General features: G+C 69.0%; 24 protein-coding genes. 17 read left to right on the top strand and 7 right to left on the bottom strand.

What is annotated here, in order from left to right; translation table 11 throughout:
- Positions 1-36 precede the first annotated feature (36 nt).
- Together OED01_RS12770 and OED01_RS12765 are read left to right on the top strand one after the other, a co-directional pair.
- Positions 37-1,191, top strand: a complete 1,155-nt coding sequence (locus OED01_RS12770; RefSeq protein ID WP_264155659.1) for an exonuclease SbcCD subunit D — start codon at positions 37-39, stop codon at positions 1,189-1,191.
- Entirely contained in the window at positions 1,191-4,226 is a 3,036-nt protein-coding gene (locus OED01_RS12765) for an AAA family ATPase (RefSeq protein ID WP_264155658.1), read from the top strand. Before OED01_RS12770 ends, OED01_RS12765 begins: the two co-directional genes overlap by 1 nt.
- 6 nt (positions 4,227-4,232) lie before the next feature.
- Here OED01_RS12765 and OED01_RS12760 read toward each other — a convergent pair whose 3' ends face one another.
- Positions 4,233-5,186 (bottom strand): aldo/keto reductase, encoded by a 954-nt coding sequence (locus tag OED01_RS12760; protein ID WP_264155657.1) that lies wholly within the window; start codon positions 5,184-5,186, stop codon positions 4,233-4,235.
- A gap of 124 nt (positions 5,187-5,310) precedes the next feature.
- On the opposite strand from OED01_RS12760, the gene nadE reads away from it, so the two are divergent.
- Positions 5,311-6,138 (top strand): ammonia-dependent NAD(+) synthetase, encoded by an 828-nt coding sequence (gene nadE / locus OED01_RS12755; protein ID WP_264155656.1) that lies wholly within the window; start codon positions 5,311-5,313, stop codon positions 6,136-6,138.
- A gap of 70 nt (positions 6,139-6,208) precedes the next feature.
- Positions 6,209-9,682: a TM0106 family RecB-like putative nuclease gene (locus OED01_RS12750; RefSeq protein WP_264155655.1), complete on the top strand. Its 3,474-nt coding sequence runs from the start codon at positions 6,209-6,211 to the stop codon at positions 9,680-9,682.
- A gap of 61 nt (positions 9,683-9,743) precedes the next feature.
- On the opposite strand, the gene upp is transcribed toward OED01_RS12750, so the two are convergent.
- On the bottom strand, positions 9,744-10,376 hold the full coding sequence (gene upp, locus OED01_RS12745) for a uracil phosphoribosyltransferase (RefSeq protein WP_264155654.1): 633 nt from the start codon (positions 10,374-10,376) through the stop codon (positions 9,744-9,746).
- A gap of 44 nt (positions 10,377-10,420) precedes the next feature.
- On the opposite strand from upp, the gene tadA reads away from it, so the two are divergent.
- Positions 10,421-10,876 (top strand): tRNA adenosine(34) deaminase TadA, encoded by a 456-nt coding sequence (tadA, locus tag OED01_RS12740; protein WP_264155653.1) that lies wholly within the window; start codon positions 10,421-10,423, stop codon positions 10,874-10,876.
- Between the two features lie 34 nt (positions 10,877-10,910).
- Here the strand turns inward: tadA and OED01_RS12735 are convergent, their stop codons facing one another.
- Positions 10,911-11,882, bottom strand: coding sequence for a cation diffusion facilitator family transporter (locus OED01_RS12735; RefSeq protein ID WP_264155652.1), 972 nt, complete (start codon positions 11,880-11,882; stop codon positions 10,911-10,913).
- Positions 11,883-11,962: 80 nt separating this feature from the next.
- On the opposite strand from OED01_RS12735, the gene proC reads away from it, so the two are divergent.
- Both proC and OED01_RS12725 read left to right on the top strand, forming a co-directional pair.
- A complete protein-coding gene (gene proC, locus OED01_RS12730) occupies positions 11,963-12,802 on the top strand; it encodes a pyrroline-5-carboxylate reductase (RefSeq protein ID WP_264155651.1) in 840 nt (279 codons plus the stop codon).
- Position 12,803: 1 nt separating this feature from the next.
- Positions 12,804-13,091 (top strand): DUF1905 domain-containing protein, encoded by a 288-nt coding sequence (locus OED01_RS12725; protein ID WP_264155650.1) that lies wholly within the window; start codon positions 12,804-12,806, stop codon positions 13,089-13,091.
- An 18-nt stretch (positions 13,092-13,109) separates the two neighbouring features.
- Here the strand turns inward: OED01_RS12725 and OED01_RS12720 are convergent, their stop codons facing one another.
- Positions 13,110-13,781, bottom strand: coding sequence for a potassium channel family protein (locus tag OED01_RS12720; protein WP_243232707.1), 672 nt, complete (start codon positions 13,779-13,781; stop codon positions 13,110-13,112).
- Positions 13,774-15,204, bottom strand: a complete 1,431-nt coding sequence (locus OED01_RS12715) for a TrkH family potassium uptake protein (RefSeq protein ID WP_264155649.1) — start codon at positions 15,202-15,204, stop codon at positions 13,774-13,776. Before OED01_RS12715 ends, OED01_RS12720 begins: the two co-directional genes overlap by 8 nt.
- Before the next feature lie 87 nt (positions 15,205-15,291).
- On the opposite strand from OED01_RS12715, the gene OED01_RS12710 reads away from it, so the two are divergent.
- On the top strand, positions 15,292-15,699 hold the full coding sequence (locus OED01_RS12710) for an ArsR/SmtB family transcription factor (RefSeq protein ID WP_264155648.1): 408 nt from the start codon (positions 15,292-15,294) through the stop codon (positions 15,697-15,699).
- Positions 15,700-15,756: 57 nt separating this feature from the next.
- Here OED01_RS12710 and OED01_RS12705 read toward each other — a convergent pair whose 3' ends face one another.
- Together OED01_RS12705 and OED01_RS12700 are read right to left on the bottom strand one after the other, a co-directional pair.
- The gene (locus OED01_RS12705) at positions 15,757-16,572 is read right to left on the bottom strand and encodes an ABC transporter permease (RefSeq protein ID WP_264155647.1); all 816 of its coding nucleotides are present in this window, start codon (positions 16,570-16,572) and stop codon (positions 15,757-15,759) included.
- Positions 16,569-17,489: an ATP-binding cassette domain-containing protein gene (locus tag OED01_RS12700; protein ID WP_264155646.1), complete on the bottom strand. Its 921-nt coding sequence runs from the start codon at positions 17,487-17,489 to the stop codon at positions 16,569-16,571. Before OED01_RS12700 ends, OED01_RS12705 begins: the two co-directional genes overlap by 4 nt.
- Before the next feature lie 104 nt (positions 17,490-17,593).
- Here OED01_RS12700 and OED01_RS12695 point away from each other — a divergent pair, with 104 nt between their 5' ends.
- The 9 genes from OED01_RS12695 to OED01_RS12655 all read left to right on the top strand — a co-directional run bounded on the left by OED01_RS12695 (position 17,594) and on the right by OED01_RS12655 (position 22,536).
- Positions 17,594-18,514 carry a TetR/AcrR family transcriptional regulator gene (locus tag OED01_RS12695; RefSeq protein WP_264155645.1) on the top strand — a complete coding sequence of 307 codons (921 nt, stop codon included), beginning with the start codon at positions 17,594-17,596 and terminating at the stop codon, positions 18,512-18,514.
- Positions 18,515-18,610: 96 nt separating this feature from the next.
- On the top strand, positions 18,611-18,802 hold the full coding sequence (locus tag OED01_RS12690) for a helix-turn-helix domain-containing protein (RefSeq protein ID WP_264155644.1): 192 nt from the start codon (positions 18,611-18,613) through the stop codon (positions 18,800-18,802).
- Positions 18,803-18,925: 123 nt separating this feature from the next.
- Complete coding sequence (locus OED01_RS12685) at positions 18,926-19,024, top strand: 30S ribosomal protein bS22 (protein WP_003792170.1); 99 nt, start codon at positions 18,926-18,928, stop codon at positions 19,022-19,024.
- Positions 19,025-19,139: 115 nt separating this feature from the next.
- Positions 19,140-19,442 (top strand): rhodanese-like domain-containing protein, encoded by a 303-nt coding sequence (locus OED01_RS12680; protein WP_264155643.1) that lies wholly within the window; start codon positions 19,140-19,142, stop codon positions 19,440-19,442.
- Positions 19,439-19,696 carry a glutaredoxin family protein gene (locus OED01_RS12675; protein ID WP_264155642.1) on the top strand — a complete coding sequence of 86 codons (258 nt, stop codon included), beginning with the start codon at positions 19,439-19,441 and terminating at the stop codon, positions 19,694-19,696. The genes OED01_RS12680 and OED01_RS12675 overlap by 4 nt, the downstream gene beginning before the upstream one ends.
- The gene (locus OED01_RS12670; protein WP_264155641.1) at positions 19,693-19,995 is read left to right on the top strand and encodes a Dabb family protein; all 303 of its coding nucleotides are present in this window, start codon (positions 19,693-19,695) and stop codon (positions 19,993-19,995) included. The genes OED01_RS12675 and OED01_RS12670 overlap by 4 nt, the downstream gene beginning before the upstream one ends.
- 143 nt (positions 19,996-20,138) lie before the next feature.
- Positions 20,139-20,951 carry a transporter substrate-binding domain-containing protein gene (locus OED01_RS12665; protein WP_264155640.1) on the top strand — a complete coding sequence of 271 codons (813 nt, stop codon included), beginning with the start codon at positions 20,139-20,141 and terminating at the stop codon, positions 20,949-20,951.
- A gap of 41 nt (positions 20,952-20,992) precedes the next feature.
- Positions 20,993-21,784, top strand: coding sequence for an amino acid ABC transporter permease (locus OED01_RS12660; protein WP_264155639.1), 792 nt, complete (start codon positions 20,993-20,995; stop codon positions 21,782-21,784).
- Entirely contained in the window at positions 21,781-22,536 is a 756-nt protein-coding gene (locus OED01_RS12655; RefSeq protein ID WP_264155638.1) for an amino acid ABC transporter ATP-binding protein, read from the top strand. Before OED01_RS12660 ends, OED01_RS12655 begins: the two co-directional genes overlap by 4 nt.
- Positions 22,537-22,557 lie beyond the last annotated feature (21 nt).

Below are 22,557 nucleotides of genomic sequence, written 5' to 3'. Positions count from 1 at the left end.
TCGGCCGATGTCCGAGGTCCTCCGTACCGTGTGAACATGCGCATCCTGCACACCTCCGATTGGCACATCGGCCGCACGTTCCATGGCAACTCCACCATGGATGCGCTGGCCGAGGTGCTCGGCGCGCTCGTGGCGCAGGTGCGTGCGCACGATGTCGAGGTCGTCATCGTCGCCGGCGATGTCTTCGACTCGGCCACGCCTGCCGGCCCCGCGTACACGCTTCTCGGCGACACGCTCGTCGCCCTGCACGACGCCGGCGCCGCCGTGATCGTCACCAGCGGCAACCACGATTCCGCCGCACGGCTCGGTTTCCAGGCGCGGCTGCTGCGCGACGGCATCCACGTGCAGACCGACCCGGTCGCGATCGGCGTGCCGATCACGATCGCCGATGCCCACGGTCCGGTGCACTTCTTCGGCATCCCGTACCTCGAGCCGGCCCTCGTGCGCCAGTACTGGCCGGATGCCGTGCTCCGCACGCAGGCGCAGACGATGGCGCACGCCATGGAACTGGTGCGCGCCGGCATGGCGGCGCACACCGGCCGCTCGGTCGCGATCGCGCACTGCTTCGCCGCCGGCGTCGACGCGACCGCAGGGCTCGAGCGCGAGGTCCGTCAGGGCGGTCTCGACGTCGTTCCGCTGTCGGTGTTCGACGGTCCGGACTACGTCGCTCTCGGCCACATCCACGGCCGGCAGCAGCTCAGCGATCGCGTCCGGTATGCGGGGGCGCCGCTGCACTACAGCTTCGGCGAACAGGACAAGCCGCGCGGCTCCTGGCTGATCGACCTCGACGCCGAAGGGCTCGCCACCGTCGAATGGCTCGACCTGCCGGTTCCGCGCCGCCTCGTGACGCTGACCGGAGCCCTCGACGACATCCTGTCGGCCGAGAACGTCGCGGCCCACGCCACGGACTGGGTATGCGCGGTGTACACCGACGCGCTCCCGCAGGCTGAGCCGATGCGCCGGCTGAAGGAGCGGTTCGCGTTCTGCGCGCTGGTCCAGCACGAGCCGGAACAGACCGTCGCGCGGCTCGAGCAGTCCTACTCCGCGCGGCTGCGCACAGCGGTCACCGACACAGACCGCATCGAGGCCTTCCTCGAGCACGTACGCGAGGGCCACGGGGCGACCGAGCGCGAGCACGAGCTGATCCGCGAGGTGCTCGACGAGCGAGTGGCCGCGGAGGCACTGGTCTAGTGCGCCTGCATCGCCTCGAGGTCGAGGGCTTCGGTCCGTTCCTCGAACGCCAGACGGTCGACTTCGACGCGTTCGCGGCCGATGGCATCTTCCTCATCGCCGGCCGGACAGGGGCGGGAAAGTCCAGCATCCTCGACGCGGTCTGCTTCGGGCTCTACGGATCGGTGCCGCGCTACGACGGCGGCGAGAAGCGGCTGCGCAGCGATCATTGCGAGCCGGACGACCCGAGCGAGGTGGTCGTCGAGTTCAGTACGACCGCCGGACGATTCCGCGTGACGCGTTCGCCCGAGTACATGCGACCGGCCAGACGCGGCGGCGGCATGACCAAACAGGCCTCGGCGGTCGCACTCGACGAATGGACCGGCGACGCGTGGCTCGGACGCGCGGCGCGGGCCGTCGATGTGGCGAACGAACTGGACGCGATCCTCCAGCTGAGCCAGTCGCAGTTCCTGCAGGTGATCCTGCTGGCGCAGAACCGGTTCGCCCGTTTCCTGCTCGCCGACAGCAAGGAGCGCCAGGCGCTGCTGCGACGGCTGTTCGGCACGGAGCGCTTCGAAGACATCCAGGTGCGGTTCGACGAGCGGCGGAAGGCGTCTGACAACGCGCTGAGCGCACGACTCATGACCGTCACGACACGTCTCGAGGAGGCCGAGACCGTCGTGGTGGACGCAGGCCTGCAGGGCACGACGGCGGATGCCGGCGATGGATCGGAGTCGCCGGATGACTCGCCGCCGGAGGTGGGCGCAGGCCCGACCGAAGAACGGCTGGAGGCGCTGCGGCGTGCGCTGGCCAGGGCCGAGTACCGCGCGGAGCGCGCTCAGGCAGACGCGGACGATGCCGAACGGCGCTCCACCGACGCCGACGCGGCGCTCGCCGCCCGGCGTGAGGAGCAGGCGGCGCAGCGGGAGCGCGATCGTGCGCGCGCGGCGCTGCGCCGACTGGACGACGAAGAACCGCAGATCGCGACGGCCAGGGCCGAGCTGGATCGCGCGCGCAGTGCCGAGGGTCTTCGACCGGCGATCGCCGCCGCGACGAGGGCCCGATGCGCGCTGGACGCGGCCGCCGAAGCCGAAGCCGAGGCGCGAACGCGCTGGAAGGCGCTCGGCATCGCCCTGCCCGAGCTCACCGCGACCATGCTCGAGGACTGGGCGACGGCGCGCTCCGAGCAGCGCGGCAGCTGGCAGCGCGCTCAGGAGTACGAGCAGCGGTCTGCGCAGCGCGCGGAGGAACGGGCGGAGGCGACCCGGCGAGTCGCCGAGGCGTCGGAGCGGATCGCCGCGGACGACGTGGAGCGCTCCGCCCTGCCACAGGAGCGTGCCGCAGCCTCCGCTGAACGGGAGGCCGCGCGCCGAACGGCCGACCGGATCGACGCCCTCGCCCAGGAGTGCGATCGGGCGCGATCGCGCCGCGCCGCAGCCGTCGAGGTCGCGCGGCTGTCGACGGTCATCGAGACCGTCGACGGCGAGTTCGCCGCGGCGAACACCCGGCTCGCGCGCAAGCAGACCGAGCTGTCGACTCTGCTGCAGCGCCGGCTGGACGGCATGGCGGGCGAGCTCGCCGAGGCGCTGGTCTCAGGGCAGGCCTGCGCCGTGTGCGGCTCGACGACGCACCCCGCGCCGGCCGCGCACACCGATCCGGTCTCGGGCGATGACATCGCCGAGGCTCAGTCCGAGCGCGACGATGCGGCGCGCTCGGAGCGCGAGACCGCCGATCGGCTCACCGCGCTCAGAGCCGAACTCGCCGCGGCGACCGCGCTGGCGGACGGCCGGGACGCCGAACAGGGCGATGCCGAGCTCGCCGCCGCCGTCGCCGCCCACGACGAGGCGCTGTCCGCCGTCGGTCGGGTCGCCGAGACCGAGGAGCGTCTCGCGGCCATCGAGGAGCGCATCGCCAGGCTTGAGCGCGAACGCGACGATTCCTCCGCGGCTCTCGCGACGGCGAGGGAGGCGCTCGCCGTCCTCGAGGAGCGCGAGCGCGAGGCCGAGGCGATCATCGCCGAGGCACGCGGTCCGTTCGCATCCGTGGCAGAGCGCGTCGCCGATTCCGCCGAAGGCATCGCGGCAGCCCGTGCGCTCGCCGCGGCTCTCGCCGAGACAGCGCGACGCGGAACCGCCGCGGACGAGGCACGCAGCGAACGCGACGCCGCGATCGCGCTGTCCGTTTTCGATGACTCGGACCACGTCGAGACCGCCCTGCGCTCCACGGCCGAGCGCGACGCCCTGGAGGGCCGGATCACCGCGCACACCGTGCAGCGTGAGACCGAGAAGGCGATCCTGCTTCCCCTGGAGATGCGCACCCTCCCCGAGGAGCCGATCGACGTCGGCCCCGCCGAGGAGGCGGCGCGGGTCTCCAGAGACGCATGGAAGAACGCCGTCGACAGCTCCGCGCAGGCGTCCGCCGTCGCGCGGCGACTGGGCGCGCTGATCGACGGCGCCGCCACGGAGCACGCCCGCAGCGCGGAGCAGATGCAGGAGCACGAGCTGCTGAAGGGCCTGGCCGACACGATCGCCGGGCGCGCGGGCAACACGCGCCGCATGACTCTGGAGACCTTCGTCCTCGCCGCCGAACTCGAGGAGATCGTGGATGCCGCGAACAGGCGCCTGAGCGACATGTCGACCGGCCGCTACCAGCTCCGCCACTCGGACGCGCTCGCCGCCCGAGGCGCGGCATCAGGACTCGGAATCGTCGTGTTCGACGCCTTCACCGGCCACACACGACCCGCGCAGTCGCTGTCCGGGGGAGAGACGTTCCTCTCCTCCCTGGCGCTCGCGCTGGGGCTCGCCGAGGTCGTCACGGCGCGCGCAGGTGGCATCACCCTCGACACGCTCTTCATCGACGAGGGCTTCGGCTCACTGGACGCGGACACGCTGGACGTCGCCATGCGCACGCTCGACGAACTGCGCGCCGGCGGTCGCACGGTCGGTGTGATCAGCCACGTCGAGGCCATGCAGGAGCAGATTCCCGCGCAGCTGCGCGTCGAGCAGACCGACGCGGGGCCGAGTCGGATCGTCGGCCCCGCGGGCAGCCGCGGCTGAGACCGTTCAGCGACCGGCGTACGACCAGGCGGATACCGCGCTGAGGGACGCGATCTCCTCCGGACTCAGCTGGACGCGAGCGCTGGCGAGCAGGTCGGCCACCTGCTCGACACGCGATGCGCTGGCGATCGGGGCGACGACCGTGGGCTGCGACCGCAGCCAGGCCAGCGCCACGGACGCCACCGAGGCGCCGTGCGCCGTGCCGATGCGCTCGAGCTCGTCGATGATGCGCAGGCCGTGCGAGGTGGCGTACTTCGCCGCTCCGCCCGCACGAGCCGATGCGACGGCGGTCGGGTCGTCCGAGCGGTATTTCCCGGTGAGGAATCCGCTGGCCAGCGCGTAGTACGGGATCAGGTCGAGCCCGAACTCCTCCGCGACGGGGATGATGCTCTCCTCGACCGCATTGCGGTGCACGAGGTTGTAGTGCGGCTGCACCGCGACCGGCAGTGCCGTCCCGGCATCCTGCGCGATCGCGATCCACGAGCGGATGCGGTCGGCGGAGTAGTTGGAGACGGCCGTGTGGCGCACGAGCCCGTCCGTGACGAGCTGGCCGAACGCCGCGACGGTCTCCTCGAGCGGAACCGATTCGTCGTCGAAGTGCGCGTAGTACAGATCGATGCTCTCGACGCCGAGCCTCCTCAGCGACGCCTCGGCCGCCGCGCGGATGTTCTTCGCCGACAGGCCGGGGAAGTCCGGATGCGTGCTCACTTTGGTCGCGATGACGACATCGCGCGGCTTGCGCGATGTCAGCCATTCGCCGATCAGCGTCTCGCTCTCGCCGCCGGAGTTGCCTGGAGCCCAATGGCTGTAGCCGTCCGCGGTGTCGATGAAGTCACCGCCGCCCTGCGTGAAGGCGTCCAGGATCGCGAAGGAGGCATCGCGATCGGCGGTCCAACCGAACACGTTGCCGCCGAGGGCGAGCGGGAACACATCGAGGTCGCTGCGGCCGATCAGGGTCATGGGGGGGTCTCGCTTTCTTCGTCTGCTGAGGACAAGTCCGTCGCCGGTCGAGGTATTCCGCCGCGTCGTCATCCGCTCGTCACATGCGCACGTGATACTGGACGCAGACAGAGTGGAGGATTCCGTGTCGCTTCAGCAGCAGATCGCCGACGACCTCGGCGTGCAGCCCGAGATCGACCCGCAGCCCGAGATCGACCGTCGGGTGCAGTTCCTCGCCGACTATCTGGTGACCACCGGCGCGCACGGGTTCGTGCTCGGCATCTCCGGCGGCCAGGACTCGACGCTCGCAGGCAGGCTCGCGCAGCTCGCCGTCGAGAAGGCGCGGGAACGGGGCGCACGCGCCTCGTTCATCGCCGTGCGGCTTCCGTACCGCGTGCAGCTGGACGCGGACGACGCGGCAGCGGCGCTGGCGTTCATCGCGGCCGATCGAGCGATCGAGGTCAACATCCAGTACGGCGTCGACGGTGTCGAGAAGGACATCGAGCAGGCCGCCGGAGCGGACATCTCGGACTTCAACCGCGGCAACATCAAGGCGCGCATTCGCATGGTCACCCAGTACGCCCTCGCCGGGCACGACCGGATGCTGGTCATCGGCACCGATCACGCGGCCGAGGCCGTGACCGGCTTCTACACGAAGTTCGGCGACGGTGCGGCGGACCTGCTTCCGCTGTCCGGTCTCACCAAGCGCCAGGGCAAGGCGCTGCTGCGCACGCTGGGCGCCCCCGACCGGCTGTGGCTCAAGGTGCCGACGGCCGATCTGCTGGACGGTCAGCCAGGCCGAGCCGACGAGGACGAACTCGGCCTCACGTACGAGCAGATCGACGACTACCTCGAGGGGCGACAGGTGGATGCCGACGTCGCCGCTCGCATCGAGAGCAAGTACCTCGCCACCGAGCACAAGCGCCGCCTGCCCGTCACGCCGACCGACACCTGGTGGCGCCCCGCTCCTTGAGCGAGCGGACGAGTCGAGGCGTCGCGTACCGCCGGCGGACCGTGTCCGACCCCGGAACTAGTCTCGAAGCATGAGGATCGACACCGCGGCGCGACGAGTCATCTGGAGCGCCAGCGACCTGAAGCTGGCCGCCGAGTGCGAGTTCGCCTGGTGTCGAGCGATCGATGCGAAGCTCGGTCGTGTCCCTGCCGTCGACGAGCCGGAGGATGCGACCCTGCGCCGCGCTGCCGAGCTCGGGGACGTGCACGAGCAGAACGTGCTGCAGGCGTATCGCGACCGTTTCGGCACGGCCGTGCACGAGGTGGCGAAGGTCTCCTCGCGCGAGGCCGAAGCGCTCGCGGCCGCCGTGGCGGAGACGGGCGAGGCACTGCGTTCCGATGCCGCTGTTCTCTTCCAGGCCGCCTTCTCAGCCGATGACTTCGTGGGATTCGCCGACTTCCTGCTGCGAGAGGACGACGGGCGCTGGCGAGTGCAGGACTCCAAACTCGCCCGCACCGCACGCGTCACCGCGCTCATGCAGCTCGCGGCATACGTCGATCAGCTCGATGGCCTGGGCATCCCGCGAGCGGACGAGGTCGATCTCATCCTCGGCGACGGCACGCTCAGCACACACGCGGTCGACGATCTGCTGCCGCTGTTCCGGGTGCGCCGTGCCCGGCTGCGCGCGCTCATCGCCGATCGCCGGGTCGAGGACGGCTCAGCGGGATCGCCCCTGGCCTGGGGCGATGACCGTGGCGACCTGCAGGTGCGGGCCTGCGGCCGATGCGCGACGTGCGACGAGCAGGTGATCGCCCATCGCGATCTGCTGATGGTCGCGCGGATGCGTCCGGTGCAGCGTCAGAGGCTCCGTGCGGCCGGTGTGCAGACGCTCGACGATCTGGCAGCCGCGACGCAGGCGCCGGACGGCATGAACCCCGACGTCTTCGCCGCGCTGCGTGCTCAGGCGCGGCTGCAGTCCGGCGCTGCGATCGACGCCGATGTCCCCCCACCGTTCGAACTCGTCTCCGCCCACGCGATCGGTCTCATGCCGCGTCCCAGTCATGGCGACATCTTCTTCGATTTCGAGGGAGATCCGCTGTACACCGAATCGATCGCCGACGACACGGGAAGGCCCGACTGGGGCATCGACTATCTGTTCGGCTGGCTCGACAACACGGAGCAGTACTCCGCGCTCTGGGCGCACACGTTCGCCGAGGAGAAGCGCGCACTGCTCGACTTCCTGGAGTTCGTGAAGGTGCGCAGGCAGACGCACCCCGACATGCACATCTACCACTACGCGCCCTACGAGACGTCGCATCTTTCGGCGATGGCGGCCAGACACGGCGTCGGCGAGGCCGATGTCGACCGCCTGCTGCGCGACGGGGTGTTCGTCGATCTCTACCCGCTCGTGCTGCGGTCGGTCAGGGTGGGGTCGCGGTCGTACTCGATCAAGAAGCTCGAACCGCTCTACATGGGCGCCGAGGTGCGCACCAGCGACGTGCAGAAGGGCGATGACTCCATCGTCCGGTACGTGCAGGCGCGCGAGCTGCGGCAGGCGGGTCAGGATGCCGAGGCCGATACGATCCTCGAGGATCTCGCGGACTACAACCGCTACGACTGCGTGTCCACTCGGCGACTGCGCGACTGGTTGATCGGGCTCGCGAAGCAGGCGGGCGTGCTGCCGGCGCCGCCGGATGAACTGGAGGCCCGCGCGTACGAACCGTCCGCGCTCTCGCTGGCCCTTCTCGCGGACGGCGAGGAGGCCGCCGCAGCAGGAGGCGACGGGGAGGTGCATCGCGTCGCGGCCGCCGCCATCGACTACTACCCCCGTGAGGCGAAGAGCTTCTGGCAGGGGCACTTCCAGCGTCTGCGCGAACCTGTGTCGGTGTGGGAGCAGACGCGCGATGTGCTGCGCGTGGACGTCGGGCGATGCCGGTCCCTCGAGGACTGGGGGATCGCCGAGGGCACCAGGACGCTGACCCGGCTCGTCGAGCTGCGCGGCGAAGTGGCGCCGGGCAGCACCCTCGGCGTCGGGGCGCGGCCGTTCGCGCTCTACGAGACGCCTGCCCCGTTCGCGGTCGACAGCCTGTCGCGCGTGATCCACGTGCCGCACGAGATCGAGATCGTCGCGGTCCTCGACGACGGCTACGTCGTGCGCGAACGCGCTGTGCAGGGCGAGACATGGCACGACATGCCGCTCGCGCTGACGCCGGCATCCCCGCCGAACGTCGCCTCGCAGCAGAAGGCCATCGAGGAGTGGGCGCAGTCGGTGCATGCCGCAGCCCCCGGCTTCCCGAGCGATGCGGCGACCGACATCCTCCGACGCGCCGTTCCGCGCACTCGGTCCGGCGCCGCACTGCCGCAGAACCCCGTCGACACAGTCGATGCGATCGTCCGGGGCGTTCTCGATCTGGATCGCAGTTACATCGCCGTGCAGGGTCCGCCCGGTACGGGGAAGACCTTCACCGGTTCGCACGTGATCTCCCGCCTCGTGCGCGAGCACGGCTCCAAGGTCGGCGTCGTCGCGCAGTCGCACGCGATCGTCGAGACGCTCCTGTGCCGTGTCATCGAAGACGGCGTACCAGCTTCCCAGGTCGCGAAGCATCCGAAGGACGCGTCCGTCGAGCCGCCGTACACCGTGATCCCCAAGGACGGAATGGCGTCGTTCATCGGCGAGCATCCGGAGGGCTTCGTCGTCGGAGGCACCGCGTGGGACTTCAGCAACACCAGACGCGTCGATCGGGCGGGGCTCGATCTGCTCGTGATCGACGAGGCCGGACAGTTCTCGCTTGCCTCCACGATCGCCGTTGCGTCGGGGGCGAAGAGCCTGCTGCTGCTGGGCGACCCCCAACAGCTTCCACAGGTCAGCCAGGGCACGCATCCGGAGCCGGTCGACACCTCGGCGCTGGGATGGGTCATGGCGGGGCAGCAGGTGCTGGATCCGGCGTACGGCCACTTCCTCGCGACGTCCTGGCGCATGCACCCCGCGGTCGCGGAGCCGGTCTCGACACTGGCGTACGCCGGGAAACTGGCCTCCGCACCGGGTACCGAGTTGCGCCGTGTCGACGGCGTCGATGCCGGCCTGCATGTCGTTCCGGTGCGCCATCGCGGCAACGCGACGCAGTCGCCGGAGGAGGCGGCCGAGGTGCTGCGGATCGTGCGCGATCTGCTCGGCCGTACCTACACCGACGGGATGACGGGCGCGCCTGCACGCGCGCTCGGCCAGGAGGACATCATCGTCGTCGCGCCGTACAACGCGCAGAAGCAGCTCATCCACCAGGTGCTCGGGGACGCAGGATTCGACCGGATCCCGGTGGGCACCGTCGACAACTTCCAGGGCAAGGAGGCCGTCGTCTCGATCACCTCGCTGGCGGCGTCCAGCGGCCGGGATGCGCCGCGCGGACCGGAGTTCCTGCTGTTGCAGAACCGGCTCAACGTCGCGATCTCGCGCGCCATGAGCGTCGCCTACCTCGTGCACTCGCCCGCTCTGCTGGACGATCTGCCGTGGACGGCCGACGGCGTCGCGAGGCTGAGCGCCTTCGCGCGACTGGTCGGCGCGCCCTGAGCCGGTCAGCCCGCGACGATCGACCGGAGGCCATCAACCCGAGCCGGTCAGCCCGCGACGATCAGACCGTGCCGTAGAGCCGGTCGCCGGCGTCGCCGAGCCCCGGGACGATGTAGCCCTTCTCGTTGAGACGCTCGTCGAGCGCCCCGAGGACGAGCGTCACGTCCTGGGTGCCGACGAGCTTCTCGATCGCGGCGACGCCCTCCGGCGTGCCGAGCAGGCAGATGGCTGTGACGTCCTTGGCACCGCGGTCGAACAGGAACTGGATCGCAGCACCCAGCGAGCCGCCGGTGGCGAGCATCGGGTCGATCGCGAAGCACTGACGGTCGCTGAGATCGTCCGGAAGGCGCTCGGCGTACGTGGTCGGCTCGAAGGTCTCCTCGTCGCGGACCATGCCGAGGAAGCCGACCTCGGCGGTGGGGAGCAGCTTGACCATGCCCTCCAGCATCCCGAGTCCGGCGCGCAGGATCGGCACGACGATCGGGCGGGGCTCGGAGATCTTCACACCCATCGTCGTCGTCACAGGGGTCGTGATCTCGATGGGGGAGACCCGCACGTTCCGTGTCGCCTCGTAGGCGAGCAGCGTCACGAGTTCCTCGGTGAGCTGGCGGAACACCGGCGATGGGGTGCGCGCGTCGCGCAGCACCGAGAGCTTGTGGGTGATGAGGGGGTGGTCTGCCACGTGAACACGCATGGATCAAGGGTAATGCCCCCGGCGCTCGGCAATAGAGTCGAGATATGTCGGCATCCGATTCGCAGGGGATGCTGCGTGCGCTCGAGCTCGCTCGAGACGCCGCAGCGGGCGGCGACGTACCCGTCGGCGCGGTCGTGCTGGACCCGTCCGGCCGCATTCTCGCCGAGGGGCGCAACACCCGCGAGCAGACGCACGACCCGACCGGACACGCCGAGATCGTCGCGCTGCGCGCCGCCGCGGCAGCCGCGGGGTCGTGGAATCTGGAGGGTCACACGCTCGTCGTGACGCTCGAGCCGTGCGTGATGTGCGCCGGCGCGATCCTGCAGGCGCGCATCGGTCGCGTCGTGTTCGGGGCCTGGGATGACAAGGCCGGCGCCGCCGGTTCGATGTACGACGTGCTGCGGGACAGGCGACTGCCGTACCGCGCGGAGGTCGTCGGGGGGCTCCTCGAGGAGGCCGCTTCCGACCTGCTGCGCGATTTCTTCGAAGCCCGTCGCTGACGCCGCGCGCGCGAACCAGACGGCGCGACGCTCGTCAGTCGGACGACTTCAGCACGAACACATCCGTGGACGGCTCCGGGTCGAGCGACGGACGATAGATGTCCGGCTCGATGTAGATGGCGCGCGCCACCGGGACGGCCTCCCGGATCCGCTTCTCGATGTCGTCGATGTCGTCGGCGGCCTCGCGGACGGTCTTGTCGGCGGGCAGCGCGATCTTCGCGGCGACCAGCAGCTCGTCCGGACCCAGGTAGAGCGTCTTCAGATGGATCAGCTTCTCGACCTCCGGGCCGTAGACGATGGCCTCGACGATGCGGTCGTGGTCGGCCTGGTTCGCTCCTTCGCCCACGAGCAGGCTCTTCGTCTCCACGCCGAGGATGATCGCGATCACCACGAGCAGCGTTCCGATCATCAGGGTGCCGAGGGCGTCGAACAGCGGGTTGCCCGTGATCACGGTCAGCCCCACCCCGAGCAGGGCGAAGGTCAGGCCGGTCAGCGCCCCGATGTCCTCGAGCAGGACGACGGGAAGCTCCGGCGCCTTCGCGCGGCGTACGAAGGACACCCAGGACTGGCCCTTCTCGCGCACGAGGTTGCTCTCTCGAACGGCCGTTCGCAGCGAGAACGACTCGAGCCCGATCGCGACCACCAGCACCACCAGCGGCAACCACCACCACACGGGGTCGAGGGCGTGCGGATGCGTGAGCTTGTCGATGCCCTCATAGATGGCGAACACGCCGCCGACGGAGAACAGGATGATCGACACGACGAACGCGTACACGTAGCGTTCCCGGCCGTAGCCGAACGGATGCTCGCGGTCGGCCACGCGCTTCGCCTTGCGCCCGCCGAGCATGAGCAGCAGCTGGTTGCCGGAGTCCGCGACGGAGTGGATGGCCTCGGCGAGCATGGATGCCGAGCCCGAAAGCGCCCAGGCGACGAACTTCGCCAGAGCGATGCCCATGTTCGCCAGGAATGCCGCGAGAATCGCCTTGCCGCCGCCGGATGCACTCATGTCCCGAGTCTAGTTCCGCCGCCTCACTGACGCAGGAGCGGCGTCGGGGCGTCCGCCACTGCCCGCCTTAGGATGACGTCATGGCTGACTCCCTTCCTTCTCTGGCGTTTCTCGGTGCGGGTTCGATGGGCGGCGCGATCCTGCAGGGGGTCGTCGCCTCCGGCATCCCCGTGGAAGGAGGCATCGTCGCCACCAACCGCACCGCGGGCAAGGCCGAGGGCCTCGCCGGCCTCGCGGGTGTCACCGCGGTCGCGCTCGACGAGCACCCCGAGGGGAACAGGGATGCCGCAGCGGACGCACGCATCATCCTCATCGGCGTGAAGCCCGCGATGGTGCCCGACCTGCTCCGCGAGATCGCCCCCGTGCTGCGTCCGGACGCGATCGTGGTCAGCCTCGCCGCCGGCGTCACTCTCGCGACGTTCGCCGAGCACCTCGGCGACGGCGTGCGCGTGGTCCGGTCGATGCCCAACACCCCTGCCACGGTCGGCAAGGCGGTCACGGGGATCGCCGCCGGCGCTGCCGCATCGCCGGACGACCTCGCAGTCGTGCGGCGGCTGTTCGAACTCGTCGGCGCCGTCGTCGAGGTCCCTGAGGAGCAGATCGATCCGCTCTCGACGATCTCGGGCTCCGGCCCGGCGTACGTGTTCCTGCTCATCGAGGAGCTCACCAAGGCGGCGATCGGCAAAGGCTTCGGCGAGGCGGACGCGCGCCTGATGGCGGAGCAGACGTTCATCGGCGCGACGGCTCTCCTGGAGGCATCCGGTGAGGATCCTGCCGAACTCCGGCGCCGCGTGACCAGCCCGAAAGGAACCACCGAGCGGGCCATCGCCGTGCTGCAGGACGCACGCCTGGACACGGTGTTCGCCGATGCCACGGACGCCGCGCTGGCGCGTGCCAAGGAGATCGCGGCCGGGGCCTGAGATGGAACTGCGCTTCGCCGGGACGGTCTGGTACTGGCGCGGGCCTGCGCCCTTCCACTTCGTCACCGTGCCGCCTGCCGAGAGCGAGATGATCCATGACGTCTCGGGCATCGTCACCTACGGCTGGGGAATGATTCCCGTGCGGGTCACGGTCGGACGCACGACGCTGTCGACATCGCTGTGGCCCAAGGACGGCGGCTACATCGTGCCGATCAAGAAGGCGCTGCAGGATGCCGAGTCCATCGCCGTGGACGACGAGATCGAGCTCACGCTGGACATCGACGCCTGAGCGGACGCCGCAGCAATCTCAGCGGTCGAGGCTGGCGAAGCGCTCGATGTCGACGTTGGTCCCCGACACGATGATGAGGTCGTGGTTCGTGACGACGGTGTCGGCCTCGGCGTAGCGGAACGGCTTGCCGGGGCTCTTCACGCCGACCACGGTGACGTTGTACTTCGTCCGGACGCCGGACTGGTTCAGGCCGACGCCGCGGATGAACTTGGGCGGGTACATCTTCGCGAGCACGAAGTCGTCGTCGAAGCGGATGAAGTCCAGCATCCGGCCGCTCACCAGGTGAGCGACGCGCTCGCCGGCCTCGCGCTCCGGGTAGATCACGTGGTTGGCGCCGACGCGGGCGAGGATCTTGCCGTGCGACTGCGAGACGGCCTTCGCCCAGATCTGCGGGACCTTGAGGTCGACGAGGTTGGCGGTGATGAGGACGGACGCCTCGATCAGCGATCCGACCGCCACGACCGCCACCTGGAAGTCCTGCGCGCCGATCTGACGCAGCGCGTCGATGTTGCGGGCGTCCGCCTGCACGGTGTGCGTGACCCGATCGGACCACTTCTGGACGAGTTCGAGGCTCTCGTCGATCGCGAGCACTTCGCGGTCCAGCCGATCCAGTTCGCCTGCGCACGCGGCGCCGAAGCGTCCGAGCCCGATCACGAGAACGGGGGCGTCGCCCCGGATGACGTCAACCAACGATGGGCCTTTCCACGGGCAGCGAATAGAGCTGCGTTCGCGACGTCGCGGCGACCGCCGCGGCGAGAGTCACTGTACCAACGCGTCCCATGAAGATCGTCGCAGCCATGACATAGGACGCCGAATCCGGGAGCTCGCCCGTGAGCCCCGTGGACAGCCCGACGGTGCCGAAGGCGGAGATCACGTCGAACAGGACGTGACTGATGTCCGCCTTGGTGATCTGCGCGATCACGATGGTCGAGAGGGCGACGATCGTGGCGCCCCAGGCGACGACCGAGAGTGCGACGCGCTGCACGTCGCTGGGGATGCGGCGGCCGAAGACCTCGACCGACTGGCGTCCCTTGGCCTCGGACCAGACGGCGATGGCGAGCACCGCGAGCGTGGTCACCTTGATGCCTCCGGCGGTGGATGCCGACCCGCCGCCCACGAACATGAGCATGGATCCGGCGACGAGCGACGAGCCGTTGAGGTCGCCGATCTCGACCACGCTGAATCCGCCGGAGCGGGTCATGGCGGACAGGAAGAACGCCTGGAACGTGGTGTCCACGGCATCCATGGACCCGAACGTCCCCGGGTTGTCGTACTCCAGGATGAGGAAGACGGCCGCACCGGCGAAGAACAGGATGACCGTCGTGATGAGCGTCAGCTTCGCGTGCAGCGACCAGCGCGCGACGTGCCAGTGGTGCTTGGCCAGCGTGTAGATCACCGGGAAGCCGATGCTCCCGAGGAACACGCTCACCATGAGGACGGTCAGGACGAAGTAGTCGTCGGCGAAGACGCCGACGCCTCCGACGTTGGGACTGAAGCCGGTGTTCGTGAAGGACATGGCCGCGTAGTACGGGGCCTCCCACAGCGCGACGAGCGGATCGATGCCCGCCATGACCAGCCCTGGGTACAGGAGGATCGCGACGACGCCCTCGATCACGAGCGTGGACAGTGCGACGGTCGTCAGCAGCTGACCGACCTCGCCGAGCCGGACGGTCTGTCCTTCGTTGACGGGGCCGCCGTGCGCGCGCAGCGGATTCGTGTCTCCCGCGGCGATGAGCTTGGCGCGCAGGCCGAGGCGCTTCGAGATCACCATGCCCATGAGCGATGCCAGCGTCAGCACGCCCATGCCGCCGATGTTGACGCCGATGAAGATGACGACGTGGCCGAACCCGGACCAGTGCGTCGCCATGTCGACGGTCGCCAGGCCCGTCACGCAGATCGTGGACACCGCCGTGAACAGCGCATCAGCCAGTGGAGTGACCGTGCGGGAGGCGGAGGCGATCGGCAGAGACAGCAGCGCCGTGAACACGAGGATCAGCGCCGCGAAGATGACGATCGCGAACCGCGACGGCGATGAGGTGATCACGTGCTTCACGAACTGCAGAGCGCGCTGCAGTCCGCGCCGGGGAGAGACGACAGACGATATGCCCGACATCGTTCCCCTTCCTGTTCGACCGGTCGACTCGCTCCGTGCGGAGCCTTCGTCATGGTACTCCGCGCGGCGGACGACTACCCTGATCACATGACCGACATCTTCGACGTGATCGCGGACGGCACGAGGCGAGACATCCTCCAGCTCCTGCTCCGGCGGTCCTCCGATGGGGATGCCGGCACGAGCGTGACCCAGATCGTCAGCGAGCTGGGCATCAGCCAGCCGACCGTCTCGAAGCACCTCAAGGTGCTCCGCGAGGCGGAGCTCGTGACGGTGCGCGAGGACGGTCAGCGCCGGTACTACAGCCTGGCGATCGAGCCGCTCGAGGTCGTAGACGACTGGCTGATGCCGTTCCTCGTCGACGCGTTCGACGAGCGGACGGATCTCGATCTCGTCCCGCTGCCGGACGGCGCCGCCCACGCGGCCGAGGCTGTCGGGCGTGCGGCGGCATCCGCCAAGCACGTGGTGCAGAGCGCCCTCAAGCGACTGGGCGGCTGAGACCGCGAACCCGCCCGGCGCCTGACGCGCCGGACGGGTCCCGATCGGATGCCGCGTTCAGCGGCGTCCGGCCTTGCGGCGGAACAGCCACGCGCCCCAGGCCGCGGCGACCGCCAGGATCACGAGGCACCAGAACACGGCCCAGAACGGCTCGGTGTCGACCGACGTGCCCATGAGCAGCGCGCGGATGGTCTCGATGATCGGCGTGATCGGCTGGTACTGCGCGATCGGCTGCAGCCAGTCCGGCATGCTCTCGACCGGCACGAAAGCACTGGACAGATACGGCAGGAACAGCAGCACGAAGCCATAGCCGTTCGCGCCTTCGGGCGATCCGGCTGCCAGACCGATCGCCGCGAACAGATACGTGATCGCGAGGATGTACAGCGCGATGAGCGCACCCGTCGCCACCCACTCGCCGAAGTCGGCCGTCGGGCGGAAGCCGACGAGCACGCCGACTCCGATCACGATGGAGGTCGCGACGAGGTTGCGGATGAGGCTCGCCACGACGTGCCCGGTGAGCACGGCTCCGGCACGCAGCGGCATGGTGCGGAATCGGTCGATGATCCCGGTGCGCATGTCGTTGGCGACGTACACCGCCGTCGCTGAGGCGCCGAATCCCGCACAGGTCAGGATGATGCCGGGGACGACGTAGTCGACGTATGCGCCGGACGGATCGATCGCGCCGCCGAACACCCAGGTGAACATCAGCATCAGCATCACCGGCAGCATGATCGCCATGAGAAGCGATTCGCCGTCGCGCAGCGAATGACGCATGCTGCGTCCGACGAAGATCATCTCGGCGGTGGCGCCGCGCAGTCGGGGGCGCAGGGTCGGGGCGGCGGTGGCCGCAGGTGCGGCGGTCAGGCTGGTCATGCGGACTCCTTCGGGGATGCGGCGCCGACCAGTGCGTCGGAGCCGGAGCGGGAGGTGGTTCCCGTGAGGGCGAGGAAGACGTCGTCGAGCGTCGGACGGCGCAGGGTCACGGTGCCCTCGGCGCCCTGCTCGTCGAGCTGATCGAGGGCGCGGCGCAGGCCGGGCAGCGTGCCGTCCGTGGCGATCTCGCGGAGGAGTTCGCCGTGCGCGTCGTGCACTTCGACCGTGTCGCCGCCGACTCGCGACTTCAGTTGATCGGCGGTGCCGAGGGCGGCGATGCGGCCGTCGTGCAGCACCGCGATCCGGTCGGCCAGCTGATCGGCCTCCTCGAGGTACTGCGTGGTGAGGAACACGGTGGTCCCGGCATCCGCCATCGCGCGGATGATGTCCCACAGATCGCGACGGCTGCGGGTGTCGAGTCCCGTGGTCGGCTCGTCGAGGAAGAGGATCTCCGGCGTGACGACGAAGCTCAGCGCGAGGTCGAGCCGGCGGCGCATGCCGCCGGAGTAGGTCCGCACAGCGCGCGACGCGGCATCGGCCAGGCCGAACCGTTCGAGGAGTTCGACGCACCGGCGACGGGCCGCCGCGCGGCCCAGGCCCGAAAGCCTGGCGAACATGACGACGTTCTCGGTGGCCGTGAGCGCGTCGTCGACGGCCGCGGATTGCCCGGTGAGGCTGATCCGCTGCTGGACGGCCACCGGATGGGCGCGGACGTCGAACCCGCCGACGGCCACGCGACCGGAGTCCGGCTTCGTCAGGGTCGTGAGGATGTTGATCGCGGTGGTCTTGCCGGCGCCGTTGGGTCCCAGCAGGGCGAACACCTCGCCGCGCGTGACGGACAAGTCGATGCCGTCGAGGACGACGTGATCGCCGAAGCGCTTGTGCAGCCCTTCGACCTCGATCGCGAGTGCGGTCATGATCGTGATTCCTTTCTGTGCAGTACGTAAACTGTGTATGCCCGATACAACTGTGTATGACCATAACACACGGTTTAGCGAATAAACAGAAGTAGGATGGCGGGATGACGGACGAGGAACTGCCAGAGCTCCCTCGCGGCATCGCGCTCGCCTGGGGCGTCGCAGCGAATCCGCAGCGCGGACCGAAGCGCGAGATGAGCGTCGAGCGGATCGTGGAGACCGCGGTCGAGCTCGCGGACGCCGAGGGGATCGGAGCCGTCTCGATGGCAGCCGTGGCCGCGAAGCTCGGGTTCACGCCGATGTCGCTCTATCGCTACGTGAGCGCGAAGGACGACCTTCTGCTGCTCATGCAGGAGGAGGCGACCGGTGTCCCGCCGGAGGATGTCCGAGAACATGAGGGTTGGCGTGACAGGCTCCGCGCCCTGTTCGAGGCGCAGGTGCTCATCTATCTGCGCCACCCCTGGATCCTGTCGCTGCCGATCACCGGATCCCCGATCACGCCGAACAGCTCCGCATGGATCGAGGCGGGGCTCGAGGCGCTCGCCGACACGCCCCTCAGCGAGACGGAGCGGCTGGCGGTCGCTCTCGCCATGACCGGCCAGGCTCGGTGGTACGGCATGGTCATCGCCGGATACTCGGAGCAGGCGCGCAGCACGGGTCTCACGCCGGACGAGGTCACGGCCCGCGAGGCGGCGCTGTTCGACCGGGTGATCGCGGCCGAGGAGTACCCGCATCTGCGCCGTGCGATCGATGCCGGCGTGTTCATGGACGAGCGCGATCCGTTCCGGTTCGCGACCGAACGCCTGCTGGACGGCATCGGGATGTACATCGACGGACTCGCGGGCGGGCGAGAGGCGGCGCCGGCACAGGAGTGGCTCGGCATCGACCCCGCCGAGATCGCGGGCGACAAGCGGTATCGCGAGGCGCAGAAGGCGGTGCGGGAAGCGGAGAAGGCGCTTCGGGCCGCGCGCAAGCAGGAGCGTCAGGCGCTGAAGGATGCCCACGAGCGCATGACCAGGAACTGACCGCCACAGCAGTCCCACCGGTCACAACTGCCACGCGGGTTTACACGCGTGACACCTTCGCCCTAGAGTGTGCTTCAGCAGAAAGGGGTACAGGGGATGCCCGAAGTTCCAGACGTTCGCTTCCTGACGGTCGCCGAGGTCGCCGAGATCATGCGCGTGTCGAAGATGACCGTGTACCGGCTCGTGCACGCCGGCGAGCTGCCGGCGATCCGATTCGGCCGCAGTTATCGCGTACCCGAGTCAGCCGTCGCCGACGCTCTGCGCCGTCCGATCGCCGACGCGGGCTGATCCACCGCCTTGTGATCAGCGCGGGCCCAACCGTTTGCTAGACTGATCCGAGGCATTTTTCCGTGCCCGTACCCGGGTGTCCCGAATTGTGCGACATCCAGCCCCTGACGTAGTGAGGTTTCCGTGGGTTCTGTCATCAAGAAGCGCCGCAAGCGCATGGCGAAGAAGAAGCACCGCAAGCTGCTTCGCAAGACTCGCCACCAGCGCCGCAACAAGAAGTAAGCGGCCCAGACACGAGCGCCCCCGACTGCTCCTCGAGCGAGTCGACAGGGGGCGCTTTGTGTCTCTCCCGTGAGCCGTGAGCCCTGATCTCCGCGATCCCGCCAGTGAGGATGCAATGAAGTCGATCACAGTCGCCGAACTCGCCGCGCGTGCGAACACGCCGCTCATCGACGTCCGCGAACGCGATGAGTTCGCCCGCGGTCATGTCCCCGGTGCCGTGAACATCCCGATGTCCGAGATCGGGAGCCGTCTCGACGAGCTGCCCGGCGAGGCGTTCGACGTCATCTGCCAGGTCGGCGGGCGTTCGGCACGCGTGGTCGAGGCGCTCGAGGCGCGCGGATACGACGTCACCAACATCGACGGCGGCACGGGGGAGTGGATCGCGCAGGGCCGCGAGATCGAGACGCCGGCCGCGTGACCGCGCTCACCCTCATCGGCAAGCCCGACTGTCACCTGTGCGACGTCGCACGCGAGGTCGTCGATGCCGTCATCGCGGAGCTCCCCGAGGAGACGGCGGAGCGCATCGAGATCACCGAAGCCTCGATCAACGACGACCCCGCTCTGTACGAGTTGTGGTGGGAGAAGATCCCGGTGATCCTCATCGACGGAGAACTGCACGCGCACTGGCGGGTATCGCCGGACCGGCTGCGCGAGAGACTGGAGAACGCATGACCATCCGCCACGTCGTCGCCTGGAAGCTCGCGAGCGAGGATGCCGAGGAGCGCGCAGCGCAGGCCGCGGAGGTCGCGCGCCGGTTGAACGCCCTCGACGGCGCCGTGCCGGAGCTCCTGTCGATCTCGGCCGGGGCGAACAGCCTCTACCCCGATGCGAACTGGGACGTCACGCTGGTCGCGGACTTCGCGGATGCCGCAGCCCTCGAGGCGTATCAGGTCCACCCTGCCCACGAAGAGGCCGCCGGTTACATCCGCTCGGTCGTCTCCGGTCGTGTCGCGGTCGACTTCGAGGTCTGATCGTGGCACCCGGTGCCGCATTCGCTGAAACCGAAACGTAACCTCGGCCCGGCGATTGACCGAGGTCTTCGCGGCCACGACGTGTTTAGATGTGTTCACCCACCCGTCAGCGGGCGTCATCGCCCCGTCACTCAGGAGCGATCATGATCCGTCGTCGCACCATCTTCGCTGGAGCCGCTTTCGCGGCTTCCGTCCTCGTCCTCACCGGTTGCTCCGGAGGCGGCGAGCCCGAACAGCCCGCGTCCGAGGGCGGCGCGGATTACGGCCTGGTCGCCCCCGGCACGCTCACGGTGTGCTCGGACGTGCCCTACCCGCCGTTCGAGGTTGAGGATGCGGACGCCGAGAGCGGCTACTCCGGCTTCGACATCGACCTGCTCGGAGCGATCGCCGAGAAGCTCGACCTGTCGCTCGCCGTGCAGGACGTGAACTTCGACGCTCTGCAGTCCGGCACGACGCTGGTCGCCGGACAGTGCGACATCGGCGCATCCGCGATGACGATCACCGAAGAGCGCAAGGCCAACATCGACTTCTCCGACCCGTACTACGACTCGCTGCAGTCGCTGCTGGTCCGCGCCGATTCCGGCATCGAGTCGATCGACGACCTCGCGGGCAAGAATGTCGGTGTTCAGCAGGGCACCACGGGCGAGAGCTACGCGACCGAGAACGCACCTGAGGCCCAGCTGGTGCAGTTCCCGTCGGACGGCGAACTGTGGCCCGCGATCCAGGCCGGCCAGATCGACGCGATCCTCCAGGACCTGCCCGTGAACGTCGAGCACGAGCGCGCCGACGACGCTTACACGATCGTCGAGGAGTACGAGACCGACGAGTCCTACGGCTTCGCCTTCGCCAAGGGTGAGAAGGACGAGCTGCGTGAGGCGGTCAACACCGCGCTCCAGGAGATGCGCGACGACGGCACCTACCAGGAGATCTACGACTCGTACTTCTCCGCGAACTGAGCGTCGCGAAGCGCATACACGAACAGGCGAGGACTCAGGCGATGGCGTTGAGGCGCACCACCCGAAGCAGGCTCTACCGCATCTCGATGTACGTGATCTTCATCGCGCTGGTGGTGTGGGTCGCGCTCGCGACGGACTGGGCGACGTTCAGCCGGCAGTTCCTCAACCCGGCCGTCGCGGCCGAGATGTTCCCCGAGATCATCACGATCGCGCTGAAGAACACGATTTTGTTCACGCTGATCTCCTTCGCGGGCGGACTGATCCTCGGCGTCGTGCTGGCGCTGCTGAAACTGTCGAGCATCGGTCCGTTCCGCTGGTTCGCCACAGCATGGATCGAACTGTTCCGAGGCCTTCCCGCACTGCTGACGATCTTCGCGTTCGCCTTCATGATCCCGATCGCGCTCAAGGTGCAGTTCCCCGGCGGTGCCGTCGGCGCGGGCCTCATGGGACTCATCTTCGTCGCCTCCGCGTACATGGCCGAAGTCATCCGCGCGGGCATCCAGGCCGTGCCCAAGGGGCAGACCGAAGCGGCGAGGTCGCTCGGCATGTCGCCGTTGAAGACCACGTTCTGGGTCGTGCTTCCGCAAGGTTTCCGCATCATCATCCCGCCGCTCACCAACGAGTTCGTGCTGCTTCTGAAGGACACCTCGCTCATGTTCATCGCGGGGTCGACGATCTTCACCAAGGAGCTGACCTCGTTCTCCCGGGACGCACTGTCCTCCACGGCGAACGGCACGCCGTTGGTCATGGCGGCGATGCTCTACCTGCTCGTGACGATCCCGTTGACCCGGGTGGTCGCGTGGCTCGAACGACGAATGGCGAAACAGCGATGAGCACTGACCTGATCGACATCCACGCTCCGGCGATCGAGATCCGGGGCCTCGTGAAGACCTTCGGGGACAACGAGGTGCTCAAGGGCATCGACCTGACCGTGACCGCCGGCGAGGTCGTCTGCGTGATCGGCCCGTCCGGTTCGGGCAAGTCGACCCTGCTGCGGTCGGTGAACGTGCTCGAGGAACCGACCGACGGCAGCATCCTCATCGAGGGCATCGACATCACCGACCCTGAGACCGACATCGATCGGGTCCGCACGCGCATCGGCATGGTGTTCCAGAGCTTCAACCTCTTCCCCCACCTGAGCGTGCTCGGCAACCTCACGCTGGCTCAGCGTCGCGTGCTCAAGCGCCCGAAGGCAGATGCCGAGAAGATCGGCCGCGAGATGCTCGATCGTGTCGGGCTGGCGGAGAAGGCCGACGCGTACCCTGGGCATCTCTCCGGCGGCCAGCAGCAGCGCGTCGCGATCGCGCGGGCGCTGTGCATGAACCCGGACATGATGCTGTTCGACGAGCCGACGTCGGCGCTGGATCCCGAGCTCGTCGGCGAGGTGCTGCAGGTCATGCGGTCGCTCGCCGACGACGGCATGACGATGCTCGTCGTGACCCACGAGATGGGCTTCGCGCGCGAGGTCGGATCGCGATTGATCTTCATGGACGGCGGGGTCATCGTCGAAGAGGGCGACCCCCGCGCCGTGCTCTCGGATCCGCACCATCAGCGCACGAAGGACTTCCTCTCGCGCGTTCTGTAGGGCCGCCCCGCGGACGGCCGC

Source organism: Microbacterium sp. M28, assembly GCF_025836995.1.
Taxonomy (GTDB): Bacteria; Actinomycetota; Actinomycetes; order Actinomycetales; family Microbacteriaceae; genus Microbacterium.
This window is presented reverse-complemented; position numbering and strand designations above follow the sequence as displayed.

Excerpts from the sequence above, each read along its gene's own strand:
- OED01_RS12770 (WP_264155659.1), top strand. The coding sequence starts at position 37 with ATGCGCATCCTGCACACCTCCGATTGGCACATCGGCCGCACGTTCCAT.
- OED01_RS12760 (WP_264155657.1), bottom strand. The coding sequence starts at position 5,186 with ATGACCCTGATCGGCCGCAGCGACCTCGATGTGTTCCCGCTCGCCCTC.
- OED01_RS12750 (WP_264155655.1), top strand. The coding sequence starts at position 6,209 with ATGAGGATCGACACCGCGGCGCGACGAGTCATCTGGAGCGCCAGCGAC.
- upp (WP_264155654.1), bottom strand. The coding sequence starts at position 10,376 with ATGCGTGTTCACGTGGCAGACCACCCCCTCATCACCCACAAGCTCTCG.
- tadA (WP_264155653.1), top strand. The coding sequence starts at position 10,421 with ATGTCGGCATCCGATTCGCAGGGGATGCTGCGTGCGCTCGAGCTCGCT.
- OED01_RS12735 (WP_264155652.1), bottom strand. The coding sequence starts at position 11,882 with ATGAGTGCATCCGGCGGCGGCAAGGCGATTCTCGCGGCATTCCTGGCG.
- proC (WP_264155651.1), top strand. The coding sequence starts at position 11,963 with ATGGCTGACTCCCTTCCTTCTCTGGCGTTTCTCGGTGCGGGTTCGATG.
- OED01_RS12725 (WP_264155650.1), top strand. The coding sequence starts at position 12,804 with ATGGAACTGCGCTTCGCCGGGACGGTCTGGTACTGGCGCGGGCCTGCG.
- OED01_RS12715 (WP_264155649.1), bottom strand. The coding sequence starts at position 15,204 with ATGTCGGGCATATCGTCTGTCGTCTCTCCCCGGCGCGGACTGCAGCGC.
- OED01_RS12710 (WP_264155648.1), top strand. The coding sequence starts at position 15,292 with ATGACCGACATCTTCGACGTGATCGCGGACGGCACGAGGCGAGACATC.
- OED01_RS12705 (WP_264155647.1), bottom strand. The coding sequence starts at position 16,572 with ATGACCAGCCTGACCGCCGCACCTGCGGCCACCGCCGCCCCGACCCTG.
- OED01_RS12700 (WP_264155646.1), bottom strand. The coding sequence starts at position 17,489 with ATGACCGCACTCGCGATCGAGGTCGAAGGGCTGCACAAGCGCTTCGGC.
- OED01_RS12695 (WP_264155645.1), top strand. The coding sequence starts at position 17,594 with ATGACGGACGAGGAACTGCCAGAGCTCCCTCGCGGCATCGCGCTCGCC.
- OED01_RS12690 (WP_264155644.1), top strand. The coding sequence starts at position 18,611 with ATGCCCGAAGTTCCAGACGTTCGCTTCCTGACGGTCGCCGAGGTCGCC.
- OED01_RS12680 (WP_264155643.1), top strand. The coding sequence starts at position 19,140 with ATGAAGTCGATCACAGTCGCCGAACTCGCCGCGCGTGCGAACACGCCG.
- OED01_RS12670 (WP_264155641.1), top strand. The coding sequence starts at position 19,693 with ATGACCATCCGCCACGTCGTCGCCTGGAAGCTCGCGAGCGAGGATGCC.
- OED01_RS12665 (WP_264155640.1), top strand. The coding sequence starts at position 20,139 with ATGATCCGTCGTCGCACCATCTTCGCTGGAGCCGCTTTCGCGGCTTCC.
- OED01_RS12660 (WP_264155639.1), top strand. The coding sequence starts at position 20,993 with ATGGCGTTGAGGCGCACCACCCGAAGCAGGCTCTACCGCATCTCGATG.
- OED01_RS12655 (WP_264155638.1), top strand. The coding sequence starts at position 21,781 with ATGAGCACTGACCTGATCGACATCCACGCTCCGGCGATCGAGATCCGG.